The sequence below is a fragment of the Rubritalea profundi genome (assembly GCF_002954445.1).
GTDB lineage: Bacteria > Verrucomicrobiota > Verrucomicrobiia > Verrucomicrobiales > Akkermansiaceae > Rubritalea > Rubritalea profundi.
On sequence record NZ_MQWA01000001.1, the window covers coordinates 4,038,797 to 4,054,758 of the forward strand.

Annotated in this window: 15 protein-coding genes, 2 tRNA genes and 1 pseudogene; 8 read left to right on the forward strand and 10 right to left on the reverse strand. The window is 48.1% G+C overall.

The features are described from left to right. Positions 1-2: 2 nt before the first annotated feature. Together modF and BSZ32_RS17625 are read left to right on the forward strand one after the other, a co-directional pair. Positions 3-1,466, forward strand: coding sequence for a molybdate ABC transporter ATP-binding protein ModF (gene modF / locus BSZ32_RS17620; protein ID WP_105044630.1), 1,464 nt, complete (start codon positions 3-5; stop codon positions 1,464-1,466). Between the two features lie 197 nt (positions 1,467-1,663). Beyond that, positions 1,664-2,269 carry an FHA domain-containing protein gene (locus tag BSZ32_RS17625; RefSeq protein WP_105044631.1) on the forward strand — a complete coding sequence of 202 codons (606 nt, stop codon included), beginning with the start codon at positions 1,664-1,666 and terminating at the stop codon, positions 2,267-2,269. A gap of 1 nt (position 2,270) precedes the next feature. Here the strand turns inward: BSZ32_RS17625 and BSZ32_RS17630 are convergent, their stop codons facing one another. Beyond that, positions 2,271-2,945, reverse strand: a complete 675-nt coding sequence (locus tag BSZ32_RS17630; protein ID WP_105044632.1) for a lipoate--protein ligase family protein — start codon at positions 2,943-2,945, stop codon at positions 2,271-2,273. 82 nt (positions 2,946-3,027) lie between these two features. On the opposite strand from BSZ32_RS17630, the gene BSZ32_RS17635 reads away from it, so the two are divergent. Continuing rightward, positions 3,028-4,092 (forward strand): 3-deoxy-7-phosphoheptulonate synthase, encoded by a 1,065-nt coding sequence (locus BSZ32_RS17635; protein ID WP_105044633.1) that lies wholly within the window; start codon positions 3,028-3,030, stop codon positions 4,090-4,092. A gap of 298 nt (positions 4,093-4,390) precedes the next feature. Beyond that, positions 4,391-4,464 (forward strand) — tRNA-Gln (locus tag BSZ32_RS17640). A 300-nt stretch (positions 4,465-4,764) separates the two neighbouring features. On the opposite strand, the gene BSZ32_RS17645 is transcribed toward BSZ32_RS17640, so the two are convergent. The 4 genes from BSZ32_RS17645 to BSZ32_RS17660 all read right to left on the reverse strand — a co-directional run bounded on the left by BSZ32_RS17645 (position 4,765) and on the right by BSZ32_RS17660 (position 8,902). Next, a tRNA-Cys gene (locus BSZ32_RS17645) sits at positions 4,765-4,841 on the reverse strand. A gap of 72 nt (positions 4,842-4,913) precedes the next feature. Then, complete coding sequence (bioA, locus tag BSZ32_RS17650; protein ID WP_105044634.1) at positions 4,914-6,242, reverse strand: adenosylmethionine--8-amino-7-oxononanoate transaminase; 1,329 nt, start codon at positions 6,240-6,242, stop codon at positions 4,914-4,916. A 567-nt stretch (positions 6,243-6,809) separates the two neighbouring features. Continuing rightward, complete coding sequence (gene ybeY / locus BSZ32_RS17655) at positions 6,810-7,265, reverse strand: rRNA maturation RNase YbeY (RefSeq protein ID WP_105044635.1); 456 nt, start codon at positions 7,263-7,265, stop codon at positions 6,810-6,812. 2 nt (positions 7,266-7,267) lie between these two features. Continuing rightward, on the reverse strand, positions 7,268-8,902 hold the full coding sequence (locus BSZ32_RS17660) for an HD family phosphohydrolase (protein ID WP_240610680.1): 1,635 nt from the start codon (positions 8,900-8,902) through the stop codon (positions 7,268-7,270). A gap of 569 nt (positions 8,903-9,471) precedes the next feature. Between BSZ32_RS17660 and BSZ32_RS20670 the strand changes: the two are divergent. From BSZ32_RS20670 to rplQ, 4 genes and pseudogenes are all read left to right on the forward strand, one after another. Continuing rightward, positions 9,472-9,618 (forward strand): annotated as a pseudogene (locus BSZ32_RS20670) (helix-turn-helix domain-containing protein); the annotation flags it as partial. A gap of 6 nt (positions 9,619-9,624) precedes the next feature. After that, a complete protein-coding gene (locus BSZ32_RS19015) occupies positions 9,625-9,786 on the forward strand; it encodes a hypothetical protein (protein WP_165788926.1) in 162 nt (53 codons plus the stop codon). 235 nt (positions 9,787-10,021) lie between these two features. Beyond that, positions 10,022-11,152 (forward strand): DNA-directed RNA polymerase subunit alpha, encoded by a 1,131-nt coding sequence (locus BSZ32_RS17675; protein WP_105044636.1) that lies wholly within the window; start codon positions 10,022-10,024, stop codon positions 11,150-11,152. Between the two features lie 5 nt (positions 11,153-11,157). After that, the gene (gene rplQ / locus BSZ32_RS17680; RefSeq protein WP_105044637.1) at positions 11,158-11,559 is read left to right on the forward strand and encodes a 50S ribosomal protein L17; all 402 of its coding nucleotides are present in this window, start codon (positions 11,158-11,160) and stop codon (positions 11,557-11,559) included. Positions 11,560-12,072: 513 nt separating this feature from the next. Here rplQ and BSZ32_RS17685 read toward each other — a convergent pair. From BSZ32_RS17685 to BSZ32_RS17705, 5 genes are all read right to left on the reverse strand, one after another. Then, the gene (locus BSZ32_RS17685; protein WP_105044638.1) at positions 12,073-13,032 is read right to left on the reverse strand and encodes an acetyl-CoA carboxylase carboxyltransferase subunit alpha; all 960 of its coding nucleotides are present in this window, start codon (positions 13,030-13,032) and stop codon (positions 12,073-12,075) included. A 42-nt stretch (positions 13,033-13,074) separates the two neighbouring features. Beyond that, positions 13,075-13,974, reverse strand: coding sequence for a hypothetical protein (locus tag BSZ32_RS17690; protein WP_105044639.1), 900 nt, complete (start codon positions 13,972-13,974; stop codon positions 13,075-13,077). A gap of 21 nt (positions 13,975-13,995) precedes the next feature. Next, on the reverse strand, positions 13,996-14,523 hold the full coding sequence (locus BSZ32_RS17695) for a hypothetical protein (protein ID WP_105044640.1): 528 nt from the start codon (positions 14,521-14,523) through the stop codon (positions 13,996-13,998). 143 nt (positions 14,524-14,666) lie between these two features. Further along, entirely contained in the window at positions 14,667-14,903 is a 237-nt protein-coding gene (gene acpP / locus BSZ32_RS17700) for an acyl carrier protein (protein ID WP_105044641.1), read from the reverse strand. 76 nt (positions 14,904-14,979) lie between these two features. After that, on the reverse strand, positions 14,980-15,837 hold the full coding sequence (locus tag BSZ32_RS17705) for a hypothetical protein (RefSeq protein WP_105044642.1): 858 nt from the start codon (positions 15,835-15,837) through the stop codon (positions 14,980-14,982). Positions 15,838-15,962 lie beyond the last annotated feature (125 nt).

Here is a 15,962-nt window from a genome sequence, read left to right on the forward strand (position 1 = left end):
CAATGTCGATCCTCCAAATCAAAAATAGTTCCAGCTCACTCACTCCTCTTCCCACAATTGAGGTGGAAAACTTCAGCCTCGAGAAACAACAACATTGGGTAGTCATTGGTGGCAACGGATCTGGGAAATCTACTTTCGCAAGGATGCTTAAAGACGCTGACTCCTCCCTACGAGCTCAATTCGTTTCCTTCGAAAATGAGCAAGCCTTGCTCGAACGTGAAATCTATGAGGATGACAGTGAATGGCTGAACCAAGTGGATAACGGTAGAACTACCAGAGAGCTCATCACTGAGAATTTATCTAACGACGTTACAATAGAGACGCTTATTGAAACTCTCCAGCTCCAGCAATGTATAGACACAGGGTTTCGGCTACTCTCCACTGGGGAACGTAGACGGCTTATGCTAGCGCGTGCTCTAGCAGCCAGCCCTATGCTACTCATCCTAGACGAACCATACGATGGGCTGGATAAGGAATTTACTAGCCACCTCTCCACAGTCATCACTTCCATTTCCAGGACTACACCCACAGTCCTCATCGTCAACCGTCTGTCTCACATCTCAGAAGCCACTACTCACATTGCCTGCCTCCATCAGATGGAGTTAGTCTACCAAGACACCAAGGAAGGCGCTCTCTCTAGCAAACTCTTCCAGCAACTTCAGTCGTTAGACCAAGGTCCGCACCAGCCTCTTCCATCCAAAATCCCCACAGTCAACTCGCCGTACACTCCTGTTCCTAATAAGGCAGTCATCAGCCTCAGCGACATAAGAGTCGCCTACCACAATAAGACGATCCTCGACGGCTTAAACTGGGAAATCATGCCCGGTCAGCACTGGAAAGTCAGTGGCCCAAATGGATGCGGTAAATCCACCCTCGTCAACCTTATCTCTGGCGACCACCCACAATGCTACTCTAACAACATCCACCTTTTCGGGCAAAAACGTGGCGGTGCCGAATCCATCTGGGAGGTGAAACACCACATGGGATTGATGTCTACTAGCCTACACCAACAATACAGGATCACAGTGACAGCTGAGACAGTCGTTCTCTCTGGATTTTTTGACACTATAGGAGTTTATCGACCCGTGACTCCCACACATAAACAAATTGCTAATGAGTGGTTAAAGTTTATCGGTCTCGACAAATTCAAGGACACACACTTTCAGAACTTATCCTTTGGCCAACAACGGATGCTGCTGATTGCTAGAGCATTGATCAAGCGTCCTTATTTATTGATTCTCGATGAACCTTGCCAAGGGCTCGACCCCATCAATAGAGCCCTAGTGATTCAGCTGATCGAGCAGATCGCTTGCCGCAAGATTGCGCAAATCATCTACATCTCTCACGAGCCTGAAAATAAACTTCAATGCCTCACCCATGAGCTTAGTTTCACCTCCATTCCAGAGTTTACAGAAGCAGCCCCATCCACAGCACCTCTTTATTCTGTTCATCTCAGGCAACTCTAACTTATGGATTGTGAGTAGAAAACTGTGATCAGGAGCTTTTCTAAAAAAAAATTAGAAGAAATGACCTTAGTCTGTAACTTAGCAGGATTATTTATAGCTACAGTATCCTGCTAGGAATATCAGCTCGTTTCCAAAAATCTTTTTATTGTCAGTCAAGCATTGTAGCCTATTCTAACCTCACACTTAACAAGTAATTTATGCCAAAAATCATTATCAATGAACCAGGGAAATCAGCACAACCCTACCGCCTTAAAGTTGACCGCGCCATGACTACGATTGGCCGAGGAAGTGACAATGACATCATTATCGAAGCTGGCTCGGCATCTACCCACCACTGCTTTATGAAACGTGCGCTTGGTGGCTTTACTCTGGAGGATCTAGGTTCGACTAATGGTATCAAAACTGATAACACACTCTTTCGCGTCATTGACCTAGAAGATGGAATGTCGGTGAAAATTGGCGATGACGTCACACTAGAGTTCACTCTCACTGAGGAAGAAATTGCAGAGCTTGGTTCAGAAGAATTCGAAAGCCAGCAGCAAGCAATGCTTCCAAGCCAAGTGCCCACAGAAGAAGAAGAAGTGGCTGAGGAAGAATTTATTGATAAGGAAGAAGAACAGGAAGAAGACTCCTTCGCCACTCCTGCTGTTGCCAAAGGTGGCATGGACACCATTCTCTTCGTTGTTCTTGCCATCCTCGCTCTCGCTCTAGGCTTCTACATTCGTCATTATCAAGACGTTCTATCGGCACCAGCCAAAGAAGCACCAGTGGCTCCAGCCGCACCGGCTACTCCTACTGAGTAAGCTAAAGGCGCTTTCGCGTCCAAGCTGAGTTCCCATAACGCGCGCTCACCACTTTTGAGACATCACCGGGATCGCTTAAGCCTTTTTCTTTGGCATTGGTAGTCAGAGACTGGATCAATGCCACTTGCCAAGCCTCGCTATTCTCCACTCCCTGCACACTCCCCTGATGCAGTAAACCATGGCGCGAGCGCTTTTGACCTGCGCCAGCCAACTTTCGACCGCTAGGATCAACGATATCAAATGGCACTGGCTTGACGAAACATGATCGCTTCTCGTTGTCAGTCCCTACCTCAGCCAACTCACACGCCACCCCACAGGCCTGCATCGACGTTGCTAGCGCCTGGTGAATCACGGCATAACTCGCACTGCCGCGTTGTTGCTCTAGCGGGTGTCCTTTTGGAATACTCAGCGTGTAAGTTAGATCAACTCGATGATCCACAATCCCGCCACCAGTCCAGCGACGCACGTACTCGATCTCCTCACCTGGGAAATCGCGCATCGCATCACTCAGTTTTTCAAAATAGCCAAAGCTAACAGCAGCACGACGCCAATGGTAAATGCGCAGCAGCGGAAGCTCACCACTAGTAATGTGGAGCATTTCATCCACCGCCATATTCTCGGCACCACTCCGTGCAAGTGGGTCAATCCATACTTCTAGTTCTGAAAATACTGCCATCCTCTACATCCTGTAGAGAGATTTTCATTCTGCCACAAACTAATACTTGAACCCCTGCCTGATCAGGGCAAAGTTATTTGCCGTGAACCATTCTCCAACTGAAGACTTACGTATCAAAGCCATTTCCCCTCTGATTTCACCGGCGGTGCTGTCCTACTACCTTCCAATCACTGAAAAAGCGGCTGACACCGTGACTAAAGCGCGCCAACAAGCTGAAGCTATCCTCTGCGGCAATGACGACCGCATCCTCGTTGTCGTTGGCCCATGTTCCATCCATGACCCTAGCGCTGCGATCGAATACGCTGAACGCCTCAAGGCGCTCGCCGACCGCTACACAGACGACCTTTGCATCATCATGCGCGTCTATTTTGAGAAGCCTCGCACCACTGTTGGCTGGAAAGGTCTGATCAACGACCCACACCTCGATGGCACATTCGACATCAACCGCGGACTCCATATCGCACGTGAGCTGCTACTCGAACTCAACACCATGGGCATGCCTGCTGCCACAGAATTCCTCGATGCCATTTCCCCTCAGTTCATAGCCGACCTCATCTCCTGGGGAGCTATCGGTGCTCGCACCACTGAGTCACAAGTCCACCGCGAACTAGCCTCTGGCCTCTCGATGCCAATCGGCTTCAAGAATGGCACCGGCGGTTCTATCCAAATCGCCCTCGATGCCATCCAGGCAGCCCAAGGTTCACACCACTTCCTTTCTGTCACCAAGCAAGGCGTCTCAGCGATTGTCACCACCACTGGCAACAATGCCGGACATATCATCCTCCGCGGTTCCTCAGATGGCCCTAACTTCTCTAAAGAAGACGTCGCCGCCTGCGCTGCCCGCCTCACTGCGAAAGGCCTACCAGAACAACTGATGGTAGACGCCTCACACGGCAACTCGAAAAAAGACTACCGCAACCAGCCCGCAGTCATCGAAGACCTCTGCACTCAGGTCGCAGCCGGCTCCAAAGCCGTTGCCTCCGTCATGATCGAATCTAACCTGATCGAAGGTGCTCAGAAACTTGGCGACGACTCATCGAAGCTCGTCTACGGCCAGTCCGTCACCGACCAATGTATCAGCTGGCAGAGCACCGAGGACGTCATCGACGCTCTCTCAGTCGCGGTAAAAGCACGCCGCGCACACTAAACTTTAGGCTCAAACCAATTTAAAACCACAGCCGAGCGGGAATCTACTTCCTCTCGGCTGTTTTTTATTCACAGCTTAAATAAAGCTTCAGTCCCTCCCCCGATCCTCATAAGCAACCACCTTGATCTCAGAATCTAAATGGCTTATAATCTATTTAAAGAAATCAACCTATTCACTGGAATCTAAGCGCATTTCATAAACTCAAAAAAACTCCGATATTCATGCAGTTTTTTATTGCATCTAAGCCAGAGTGAGCGTAATTATTCGCCCGCAGCCGCAAGGCAGTAAACAAATAGATAGGCCTATAGTGTAATGGTAACACTCCGGATTTTGATTCCGTCATTCCAGGTTCGAGCCCTGGTAGGCCTACCATTTTCTTCCCAACCGACTGGTTGCGACAGAGAGAGACTAAAGCTCACTGAACCCTTACTTTGTAAGGGTTTTTTGTTGTCTGGATCACTCGTATTCTTCTGATCACTTGCGACAGGCTTTGACCTGATTTTTCAGAAATATAAGTGACCATTTTTCGTTCCTGATCTACGGTTAGCAAAACGCACCTCCGCATTTTCATGATTAAATCGCGTGATACACGCTGAGTAGTCAAACCGCGTTCGAACCCCACTCCGCCAAACAAAAAGAGCAACCACAATGGTTGCTCTTTTTTATTAACACTGGAGGCGGAGGCGGGATTCGAACCCGCGAATACAGATTTTGCAAACCCGCGCCTTAGACCACTTGGCCACTCCGCCTGCTTGTATTGATGCGCCGAAGGAGATCCTTCAGTGCGGGGATTTGATAACTCTAGGGGGCCCAGCTGTCAACTATTCAATGGTATTGTTTTTGCGGCCATCCGAAAGAACGGCAGTAATCCCTTGAGCAATAGCAGCAAAGGAAAGATCGATTTCTTCCGAGGTGATGCTGAGTGGTGGGAGAAACACAATGGTGTCGAGCACTGGCCGTGTGAGCAGGCCAAATTCGCGGGCAGCGAGGCAGACTTTTTCGCCTATTCGTAGGGCTTGGGGGTATGGGGAGCCATCGGCTTGGCGGAGCTCTATGCCTGCGATCATGCCGCATTGGCGCGTTTGCCAGACTTCGGGGTGGCTGTCGGCTAGTTGTTGGAGCGCTTGTTGCAGGTGGTTTATCTTCGCTGGGAGTAGCTCGAGGACTTGGTCGCTGGTGAAGAGGTCTAGCGACGCGAGAGCGGCAGCGCATCCGAGCGGGTTGGCGGTGTAGCTGTGACCGTAGTAGAAGGCGTTTTCGCGTTCCCCGCTGAATCCATCGTAGATTTCCTCGCGCACCATGGTGGCAGCCATCGGCAGGTAGCCCGCGGTGAGTCCTTTGGCGAGACAGAGGAAATCAGGCACGACTTGTTCTTGCTGGCAGGCAAACATGGTGCCGGTGCGGCCGAATCCGGTCATGACCTCGTCTAAAATCAGGTGAATCCCCTGCTCTTGGGTGAATTCCCTTAGCTCACTGAGCATCCCCTGCGGCCAGACGTGAATCTGATTTACCCCCTGGACCAGCGGCTCGATCACTACACCTGCAACCCTATCAAGACCTTCCAACGCGCGCAGTTCATCGAGGTCGCGGACGAAGCGTACTGTCATGCCGAATTTACGAAAGCGTGAGAAGAAGGCTTCCACTCCACCGAGCGAGGCTGCGCCCATGGTGTCGCCGTGGTAGCAATTGATAAATGCGACGAACTCGCATCGCTCAGGCTGGCCGGTCTGCATTCGGTACTGCAGTGCCATTTTCAGTGCGCATTCGATGGCGGTGGATCCATCGTCGGAGAAGAATGTCCGGGACAATGAGGAGTTTGGGAAAAATTCGGCGAGTCTGGCGGATAGCTCGGCTGCTAGTGGATGGGAATACCCGAGGAATGAGGTGTGCGCCACTTTGGCTAACTGTGCGCTGATCGCGGCATTGAGCTGTGGGTGAGCGTGGCCGTGGATGTTAGTCCATATCGAGGAATTGCCATCGATATAACGCTTGCCGTGTGCGTCTTCTAGCCAGACACCATCGCCGGAGACGAGCATCAGAGGTTCGTGCTCAGAGGCAGTCCATGTGTCCTGGGCGGTAAAGGGGTGCCAGCAATACGCCTTGTCTTTGGCTATCCAATCTGCGAGTTGCTCATTCATTGATGCAGTCATGGGTAGCCAAGATGGTGGTGAGGTGCAATCCCAATTAGAGCGTGGAACGGGTGATAGATGATAAAGAAGTGAGGAGCCGGGACGATGGGTTTCTTTTTAGACAGAATTTACAGAATTAACAAAATTGGCTGTAGCTGTGAATTTGCTGAGTGTGATGTAATTCGACTACCCAGATTGGTGGAATGTGGGGGGTGTTCGCTCATACACAACACTTTCAGCGTTGGCTGTGTTTCATGTGGTGACCTAGGGTAGCCACGCTGTGCCAACCCTAGGCTTAGTGGCGTTAGCCCGTTGGGCTAGTTAGTGTGGTGAGGTGCAATCCGAATTAGTGCGTAATGCGGGTGATAGATGAGGAGCTGGGACGGCGGGGAGCCAACCTCGCTGGACGATTTCTGAGAAACATCCCTGGCCTTTCGAAGCTTTCGTCTTTTTCGCGGTAAAATAGCTTCACTGGGCTAGATACCTAATACCACTTAGTGAATCAAAAGAGACCAATGTTGTTTTTTGGGCTTTTAGGAAAATGCGCTTTGCGGAATGAGTGCGCGCTGGGCGCTGATTCTTGATAAATCAGCGTTTCTCCTCAGTCCTGGTGCCCGTCCAAACCTTCTCAAGGATCTCGAACTGCACCTTCTCCATCGCTTGTCGCTCTGAATCAATTGCGTCTTCGTGCCCGGAAAGGTGTAATAGTCCATGAACAATGTAGAGCATCAGCTCTCTCTCAAAGCCATTGCTGTACTCCTTGGCGTAGCGCTGGGCAGTCTCCACACTAATAACAATCTCACCGTGGGCAAAAGTAATCACATCTGTGGGCCCTGAGATATCCATGAAATCGCGATGGACCTGATCGATCGTCGGGTCATCCACGATACTAACCTCCACGAGATCAAGCTCAGGCAAGACACCTCCTCCATGAGCTGGATTTGCTAACGCTAGTGGTAATGCCAGTTGAGCCACCTCCTCCAGCCTATCAAGAATCGTGTCGCTCAGAGCGACAGCATCTTGATTATTATAAACCTCTACCATGTTTACTTGGCAGATTGGTCAAGCTTGTCTGTCTGTTTACCAGTCCGTTTACCAGACTTCCTATTCTCTAAAGAATTCTCATTTTTGCGCTGAAGTGACGAAGGACGTCCAGCCATACGCAACTCAGCATCATTTTTACGATCAGCCTCTTTGGGATAATCAATGCGGCTGTGAAGCATGCTTCGAAGAGTTTTAGAGAAACTCTCACGGACTTTTTTCAGATCTTTAAGCGTCAAACCACAGTCATCCATCTGCCCTTCGGCGATACGTTTAGCTACGATATCATTCACCAAGCTCCCGATCTTAGCTGCTGTAGGCTTAGTCAACGAGCGTGAGGCACTCTCCACACAGTCAGCAAGGCTGATAATCCCACTCTCTGGTGTGCGCGGCCGTGGCCCGGCATAGCGGAAGTTTTTCTCGTCTACATCTGGAAGGTCTTCGATATTCTCCAAACCTTTACCTGCCTTATTCTCAGCGTCTCTTCGAGCTTCTCTCGCCTTGTGGTAGAAATAATAGACTAAAGAGTCACCATGATGCTCGCGAATCACATCAATAATCACTGGATTCAACTTCTTCTTGATTGCTAGATCCACCCCATCTTTGACATGCGCAATGATTATCAATGCCGACATACTTGGCGTCAAACTATCGTGTGGATTTTCTTCCCCTTGATTCTCGATAAAGTACGTTGGTTTCTTCAGCTTTCCAATATCGTGGAAATAAGCACATACTCGGCACATGGTGGCATTTGCCCCCACTTCCTCGGCCGCCGCCTCAGCAAGTGACGCCACAATCAAGCTGTGGTGAAAAGTTCCTGGAGCCTCCAGCTGCATTTGACGTAGTAATTTGTGGTTAAGATCGCTCATTTCCAACCAACTAATATCAGTAGTAATTCCAAAAAGTGACTCCAGAGCCGGCAAAATACCGCTAACGATCATCGCAATCAAAAGACTCACACCCAGAGCGCCGAGAGCCTTTTTCATCATTTCCTGGAACGCCACGGAATCAACCGGGATTTGAATCAGCTCAAAAATTACTCCTAAGACCAGGACTGCAACCCCAGCATAAAACCCAGCACGTAACAATGATCCACGACGGCGCACTTGCTTGGTCAAAATCACAACCGCAACGCCCGTGATTAGACTCAGCACCATGTACTCCATCCCATAGCCTGCTGGCGCGAGCAAACCACCGAGCATTGTCACAACATACGTCGTAAACATACCGCTCAATCGGCCAAGTAAGACTGAATTCACTAACGGTGCAAACGCATAAGGCAACATGAGCAAGGTGTAGCTTACGTCAGACTCTGTAGCTGGCGCAAAAATGGACACAAAATAAATCACCGCCAAGTGCAGCAAGATACAACCAAACACCAAACAAACCCGCCCATTACGCACTCGGTGCAAGTGCTGCATATCAAACATAACAATCAAACCTGACACCATCAAAATATTGACGAATACCGCGGTCATCGGTGTAATAATCCGTTCACCACCATTCACGGATGTAAATACCAACACGCTGCTAAACACCACGAACAAAAGATACAACAAAACACGAAAGAAAACGCTGCGATCAATCGACCCAACCACTGCGCGCTCGCCTTGTGTGCGACGCTTCTTTCCCGAAGACATTCCCTTCTGGGTTAGTTGCCTTCTCTTTAATATATCGAATACTCCCATGTATTTAGTCGCTCCTTTTTAAATACGAAAAGGCGCATCGCGCCCTTTCAGTAATTCAGCATTAGTCGCTCATCCACCACATAGCAATACACAAATTTGCACCTTTAGAGACATAATGTCCCAGTCCATACAAGAAAGCTGCGATACAAAACTAATCGTATCGCCACTTAAGAAAATTTGGCCCGTATTGAAGGCGGGCTTTCTAAGCATCTACAACAATCAGCTCAGAGTCACAACCGTCGTCGCCCTGAGTGACTGCCTGTGATCACCTTGTGCTTGAGCATACTTGTGAGTGTCGCTTTGCCCATATTCCCTTTTGCCCCGATTACGATGACTGTTTTCATATACTTATTTCCTTTGTTTATGGTCAAATCACCCAACCGATTGAGCACACAGTAACTGAGATCAGTCACAAGCAGAAACAGATTTCACTTATAGATGATACCGGATTTGCTTGTATCACAAGTGTGCTAGATAGACTCGAAATACGCCAAATAAGAATCTTCTAGGCTCTCTCACGCGAGCTAAATGTAACACGTGTTGCGGCTCAGATCGGCCTGACTCAGCAAGTAACCAGTGATCAACTACGTAAACTGCGCGATATCTTTGGCGACTCGTTGTTCTTGAGAAAGAGCAACGGACTGACACCTACTTTTTACGCTAAATGATTGGGCGTGCAGATCGAAACACTTCTGCGCAACTTCGACCAACTCATCCAATTGGAACTAGATGACGGCCCAATCGACTTTGAGATCATCGCAGCATGGCACCCACACAGCGCTAATGATCCCTCCACCAATGGATCATTCAATTACTGCAGGATAAATACCTCCTAAATGACTAGACACCTCTTTAGTAGGCTGAGCTGCACTCATCCAAATGTACCACTCATCACAAACTTATTCACAATAATTCTATTGAGTCAAAAATAACTGTTGCAATCTAGGTCTAATCCCCCTTAATTCGCGCCCCGCGAGACCGTCCAAATGGTTGTAGGTCCTCTATGGCTTTATCTTTCAGATATCCGCCGCTTACTCGCTAGAGGGTAACCCAACTCACTTACTAGACAACATGTCAGAAGAAACGACAAATACTGAAGAACAAACACCAGAAGAGAAGAAGGCTATCCTTCTTGATCGCTTCGAATTGCCAAACCGCGTCATCAAAGACGAGGACACTGAGACTGATACATACGCACAATTCACCGCCGAGCCTTTCGAGCGTGGATTTGGCCACACTATCGGTAACTCGCTCCGCCGCGTACTCCTTTCATCACTTGAAGGTGCCGCTATCACATCCGTACGTATCGCAGGTGTGCAACACGAATTCTCATCACTTGCTGGTGTTGTTGAAGATGTCACTGACATCATCCTCAACCTCAAGAAGGTCAAATTCAAGCACCACGACAAAGAGCCGCGCGTTCTCAAGCTTCAAGTTGAGAAAGAAGGCATCGTCACAGCTGGCGACATCCAAGGCGACAACATCTACGAAGTTGTCAACAAGGATCAAATCATCTGTACACTTGATCGCAAGACTAAGTTCGATTGTGAATTCGAAATCAAGGTTGGACGTGGTTTCAACACTGGTGACGAAAACAAGCGTCCTGAAATGCCAATCGGCGTCATCGCAATCGACTCCATCTTCTCGCCAGTTACTCGCGTGAAATACTCAGTTGGCCAGACTCGTGTTGGCCAAATGACTGACTTCGACAAACTCGTTATCGACGTTTGGACCGACGGTCGTGTTTTGCCACCTGACGCCATCCTTCAAGCATCTGCTATCCTTCGCCACCACCTCGACGCCTTCGTTAACTACGACGACGACGCAGTTGAATTTGAATCTGCTCAGCCAGAACAAAGCGAAGAAAATGCAGCTCTCAAGAAGCTTCTCAACATGAGCGTGAACGAGATTGAACTCTCCGTACGTGCTGCAAACTGCCTCAACAACGCGAACATCACGTCCGTTGGCCAGCTTGCCATGAAGACTGAAGCCGAAATGCTCAAATACCGTAACTTCGGTAAGAAATCCCTTAACGAAATTAAGGACAAACTCGTCGAGCTCGGTCTCGGTCTTGGCATGTCCTTTGATCCTACACTCCTTTCAGGCCCAATGCCATCCGTCGCCGCACCACGCCTCGGGATTGAAGAAGAAGCACCGGTGGGTCTCGCAGACCTCATCGCACAGAACCTTAACGACGAATAACCAAGATGAGAAAACGACGCAAGACAGTCAAACTCCAGCGTGATGCAGCACACCGCCGCTCACTCCTAGCAAACCTTACATGCAGCCTTATCGAGCATGGTAGGATCCGCACAACACTCGCCAAAGCCAAAGCTCTCCGCCCAGTTGCAGAGAGAATGGTAACACTTGGCAAGCGTGGCGATCTACACGCTCGCCGTCAGGCTGTGGCATTCCTTCGTCAGAAGGATGTTGTGAAGGCTCTTTTCGAAGACATCGCACCAGCTGCAGCTGAGCGCGTAGGCGGTTACTGCCGCATCATCAAACTCGGTGCACGCCAGAGCGATTCCGCTCCTATGGCACTCATCGAGTGGGTTGACGCACCAGTTACAGCAGAAGCTACTGAAGTAGCTGAAGTAGTCGAAGCATAAGAGAATATCAGCTCACTGAGCTGACAGCAAATTTCAAAGCACACCTGAGTAATCGGGTGTGCTTTTTGTGTGGTCATGATTTTTCGGCCTATAGGGAAGCTCCGACCTCGTGGCTCGGATATTGACCTCTAGCCTTCGGCTTACTCCTGCTGTGTTATCCCGACACGGTAGTGACCCTCTCTACCGAGCCCACAACAAGAGACTTTAACTCTCAAGCCAGTGCGCTCTGTCGCACTAGCCAAAAAAATACCTAACGGACGCTATGCTCGTTAGGTATTGAATCAAAATTCTAGGCGATCCTTATACCATTCTGCCATTTATATTAACGGAATGATAGGTTTGTAGGATTCATGCTTGGAAGCCTAGCTGGATTGGTGAAGGGCTCTCTGATCCCTTCAAATCCTAGCAGCGTTACGCGTCAGTCACATAGCTCGCTATATTCCTTCATTGTGCCTTGCTAGAACTTAAAAAAATTCTCAGAGTCATTCGGACAATCTAACTGCTGAAATGGTATTACTCTCCGTGCCACTGTCCGTACTGGCGGTATTTGTTATATCTGGCATCAAGCATCTCGTCAGTAGAAAGCGCCTGCACTTCAGCTAGTTGCTTTAAAATGATAACCTTAAAGTTCTCAGCGGCAGCCTCATGATCCACATGTGCGCCACCTTTAGGCTCAGTGATAACTTCATCAATGAGCTTAAGCTTCCCAAGATCAGGAGCTGTAATCTTCATTGCCTCCGCCGCCTCAGGAGCATGCTTACGATGCTTCCATAGAATAGCTGCGCAGCCTTCTGGACTAATAACAGAATAGTAGGCATTTTCCATCATCAGTACACGGTCGGCCACGCCAATACCGAGTGCACCACCAGAGCCGCCCTCTCCTAGCACACATGCTATGATCGGAACTTTAAGCAAAGTCATTTCACGAAGATTGAATGCAATCGCCTCCGCAATATTACGCTCTTCTGCTCCAATACCAGGAAATGCTCCTGGAGTATCAATCATGCAAATCACTGGCAGACCAAATCTCTCTGCCAATTTCATCAAGCGGAGCGCCTTGCGATAGCCCTCTGGGTGAGCGCTACCAAAGTTACGCTTCAAATTCTCTTTAGTGTCTCGCCCCTTCTGGTGACCAATCACAACCACACGCTGATCTCCAATCCGTGCAAATCCTCCAGGCATAGAGTGATCATCCCCAATATGACGATCACCGTGAAGTTCACAGAAATCAGAAAAGGCATGGAACACGTAATCTAACATGAACGGGCGATTTGTATGTCTAGCGATCTGTACACGTTGCCACGGAGTAAGATTGTTGTAAATATCATTTCTAGTCTCCTGCAAAGTCGCCTCCATAGACGCAATTTGCTCGCTCATATCAATCTTTTGAGAAGTCGACTTCACTTTAAGTTTCTGAATCTCGGACTCGAGTTCTGCGATCGGTTTTTCAAATTCTAGCGGTTTGATACTCATAAATTTTAGATAGCTTGAATGAATCTTGGCTTTAGGAAAAGTCTAATATCGGATTTCTACAGAATTATCAGCACGTAGCAACAATGCTAATTCCTCAAGATCCACAGCGTTAAGATAAAGTCCGACGACCCCTTCCTCTGGAGTTCCTGTGTAGGGTCGGATTTCAGCTTGGGGGCTCTTGAGAACTAATACTTTTTCAGCAGAACGGTAACTGCTACTCGGCAGCGCTATTCGATCTCCTTTTGATTGAGCTTCTATCGAGACTAGCTTCGTCTCCTTCACTTTACTCCCCTTAGGCAAACTTGAGTGCTTGATTTCGTACCCCTTTATATAACGCACGCCATCCCATATACCCAGCACTCTACGCTGCATGTCGATAACTAGACGGAAATGAAGAGGCATTACGGTAAAAACATCTCCCGGATGCAAACGATCAAGTCGCTTGAGGTCATTAAGAAACATTAACAAGTCCAAGTTCGTCTCATTGTCTCTGATGATCTTTAAAAATGAATCGCCACTCTTTACTTTGTATTGCTTTAGATCAGCGAATTCTTTCCCAGAAAACAACCTATCCATATTCATCTCACCTAAGATACGTCTCGCTTCTGGTGCCGACACAGCTGTCGGGTAATACGTATTGACATACTTTAGCTTTTCTTCAGCTGCGACGTAGTCGTGTTTGACCAACAATTCTCGGGCGTTCTCAAAAGCGCGCTCACCAGGAGTCACATCAGGCAGGTTTTCGACTTCTAGCTTTGCCACTAAGGCTGAAACAGCCTCGGCGCTCGCTTCATTCGCCGGGATCAGAGCTTCCAGCTTATTTGCTGGCGGCTTCTGTTGCTCACCCTTAAACAGAGATCGCTTAGCTATCACCAAAGTGATTACTAAAGCTGAGATGACGGAAATCGCAGCAAAAAAACGGATAATTGTGGAAAATCGCATAACTTCCTGATGGGATCGACACTAGAGCAGCCCTCGTCGTTTAAAATCAAATTCGTTAATCGACTGTGATTTTTCAATCATGTCGATGGTAAATTTTAGGAGTCCAATTTCCCAAGCGTCGTCGATGCCTTCAACCAGCGCTAGCATCGGATCATCCTCAATGGAGGCCTCCTCTAACAGGCGTTCCTTTACCAGTTCGATATTCTCGCTGAAAATTTGCTCCCGCACAGCTGTGCGGAGAAAATGGAAGCCGTATTGGAAAAAGACTGGCTCCACTCCCTTTTGATTCATCCATTCCAAAAGCTCTCTCCCCTTTTCATCGAACCCCTCAAGCTCCACGCTATTGTAGGCAGCTGGCTTAATAATCTGCGGCTTTTGCGCTTGCATCTCGCCTCGGCGCACACGCACTTTCCCCACACTATCCATCAGTTCACTCACAATCGCAAACTTGAAACTCGTGGCGCTAAAGGTGTCGATCCGACGATCAGGCTCACGCAGAACCTTGGTGTTTTCCATGGCGTATTGGATAGTATCGATGTCTTTATTCATGTTCTATAAATCACTCGTAATGCTACTTTGATGGCGATGCATCAATCTAATCCAACCTCAATGTATTGCAACAAAAAGGGCGATCTCATTATACATGAGTCGCCCTCTAAATGTTTATTTGTAGCGGGCTATGCCGCTATAAATTAGGAAACTTTCTCGATGTATGCTATGACGTCACTAACAGCAGTGAGCTTCTCAGCTTCTTCGTCTGGCACTTCAATGCCGAACTCTTCTTCGAATGCCATAACGAGCTCAACTGTGTCGAGTGAATCAGCACCAAGGTCATCGATGAACTTGGAATTCGTTGAAACCTGATCAGGAGTAACGTTGAGTTGCTCAACGACGATATCTTTAACTTTTTGTTCGATTGAATCAGACATGGTAAATGGTTATTTTGGGTTAGTTAATAATAATTAACTGATTCCTCTGGATAGCTAGCAGCTAGGTACTTGGCAATCACGAATTTTGTGCAAGCTCAGAATTTTCACCCTCGTGGTCATCTGAATTGGACTCTTCTAGATTTTCGTTTTCATCGTCTGATTCAAACTCAATGACTTCTCCCTTGAAATGCTCCATAATGAAAGCGTAGAGTTTTTCAGCAGGCTCTCCGTCTTTTTTCTTAAATTGGCCGTAGACCATACCGTCTACTTTCACCTTTTTAGTCACTCCATTCACTTCATACTCGATAGTCGCCACCCCTTTCGAATACCACTTCCTTGTATCGATCCGGCGCATCGAAATAAATGGAACTACTTTCCTGCCTGGTGCTATATAAGCAGACTCCGTGACCTCCATCGTCCGAGTCAGAGTTCTAAGAAATATGAATGCCATCACTAACGCGAGAGCAGCACTACATGTAGCCATATAAAACTGAGTATTTAGTGAGCCTTGATCCTCAGGGTGGTCTGCCACCTCTACTCCCCAGCCACGAGCACCTGTATAATCGATCCAAGCTTGGTTTATTTTTTTATTTGAACCTTTTATCGCCTCATAATGAGAAGCGAGTATTTCAGGCCAAAGCTGGTCTCTCTCAAAATCTTTCGGTAACGGGCAGTTTTCCTCATTTGGGAAGTCGATCTTCTTAGTTGCGACAAATTCCTTCCACTTCTCTTCGCTTTCAAAAGTATTTGCCTTTTTTACCGCTACCTCATTGAAAAGATTGTAGTACGCGTATTGCTCATTTTTCTCCCTGTAGCCAATATGGCCATCTTTATAGAATAAGTAGCCAAACACTGCAAACATGGCGATAATAAGCACAGCGCGTACTTTGATCCATTGCGTCGGCTTACAAACAATTACTGAGATTTCTGACATGTGGAGAATAATAATTTAGCTAGGGGAACTAGAGAATCAGTCTGAACGAAAAAATCAACCAATATCGCTGGTGTTCGTGCTAATTCAGCATTAAGAATATATCTATATGAGCAAAAACGATGTCA